This is a genomic window from Actinokineospora inagensis DSM 44258, assembly GCF_000482865.1.
Lineage (GTDB): Bacteria > Actinomycetota > Actinomycetes > Mycobacteriales > Pseudonocardiaceae > Actinokineospora > Actinokineospora inagensis.
The window spans coordinates 1-1,848 of sequence record NZ_AXWW01000105.1; the positions used below are offsets into that span (position 1 = coordinate 1).

Annotated in this window: 1 rRNA gene; it reads right to left on the reverse strand. The window is 58.0% G+C overall.

Going from position 1 to position 1,848, the window contains the following annotated elements:
* A 23S ribosomal RNA gene (locus H504_RS0126100) occupies positions 1–1,848 on the reverse strand; the annotation flags it as partial.

Consider the following 1,848-nt stretch of genomic DNA (forward strand, 5'->3'; position numbering starts at 1 on the left):
CCAGCCAGTGCCGGATCACTAGTCCCGACTTTCGTCCCTGCTCGACCTGTCAGTCTCACAGTCAAGCCCCCTTGTGCACTTGCACTCAACACCTGATTGCCAACCAGGCTGAGGGAACCTTTGGGCGCCTCCGTTACCCTTTGGGAGGCAACCGCCCCAGTTAAACTACCCACCAGGCACTGTCCCTGAACCGGATCACGGTCCGAAGTTAGACACTCAGTACGATCAGAGTGGTATTTCAACAACGACTCCACACCCACTGGCGTGAGCGCTTCACAGTCTCCCACCTATCCTACACAAACCGAACCAAGCACCAATACCAAGCTATAGTAAAGGTCCCGGGGTCTTTCCGTCCTGCCGCGCGTAACGAGCATCTTTACTCGTACTGCAATTTCACCGGGCCTGTGGTCGAGACAGTCGAGAAGTCGTTACGCCATTCGTGCAGGTCGGAACTTACCCGACAAGGAATTTCGCTACCTTAGGATGGTTATAGTTACCACCGCCGTTTACTGGCGCTTAAATTCTCAGCTTCGCCCCAAAGGGCTAACCGGTCCTCTTAACGTTCCAGCACCGGGCAGGCGTCAGTCCGTATACATCGTCTTGCGACTTCGCACGGACCTGTGTTTTTAGTAAACAGTCGCTTCTCGCTGGTCTCTGCGGCCACCTGGTCCTAGCCCGCGAAGGGCTTCAAACCCTGTGGCCCCCCTTCTCCCGAAGTTACGGGGGCATTTTGCCGAGTTCCTTGACCACAGTTCACCCGAACGCCTCGGTATTCTCTACCTGACCACCTGTGTCGGTTTGGGGTACGGGCCGCACGGACACTCGCTAGAGGCTTTTCTCGGCAGCATGGGATCACTCTACTTCGCCTCAATCGGCTACGCATCACGCCTCACCCTCTGTGAGCGACGGATTTGCCTATCGCTCGGGCCACACGCTTACACCAGACACCAACAGCTGGCGGAGCTACCCTCCTGCGTCACCCCATCACTTGACTACTACCGGATCAGATCCCGCGCTCCACCCCTCCACTCCGAAGAGCGTCGGGGCTTCGGGCGGTTAGTGTCACCGGCCTCACCAGGGACGCGTCCACACGGGTACGGGAATATCAACCCGTTGTCCATCGACTACGCCTGTCGGCCTCGCCTTAGGTCCCGACTTACCCTGGGCGGAACAGCCTGGCCCAGGAACCCTTGGTCATTCGGCGGACGAGATTCTCACTCGCCTATCGCTACTCATGCCTGCATTCTCACTCGCGCAGCCTCCACCATTGGTTTCCACCACAGCTTCTCCGGCTGCACGACGCTCCCCTACCCATCCACACCACTGGCCCCACCGGTCAAGCCGATGAGACGGTGTATTGTGCGAATGACACAGCTTCGGCGGTGCGCTTCAGCCCCGCTACATTGTCGGCGCAGGACCACTTGACCAGTGAGCTATTACGCACTCTTTCAAGGGTGGCTGCTTCTAAGCCAACCTCCTGGTTGTCTGAGCGACCCCACATCCTTTCCCACTTAGCGCACACTTAGGGGCCTTAGCTGGTGTTCTGGGCTGTTTCCCTCTCGACTACGAACCTTATCGCCCGCAGTCTCACTGCCGCACTCTCACACCACGGTATTCGGAGTTTGGTTGATTTCGGTAAGCTTGTAGGCCCCCTAGACCATCCAGTGCTCTACCCCCGCGGTGAAACATGCGACGCTGCACCTAAATGCATTTCGGGGAGAACCAGCTATCACGGAGTTTGATTGGCCTTTCACCCCTACCCACAGCTCATCCCCCAGGTTTTCAACCCTGGTGGGTTCGGGCCTCCACGACGTCTTACCGACGCTTCACCCTGGCCATGGGTAGATC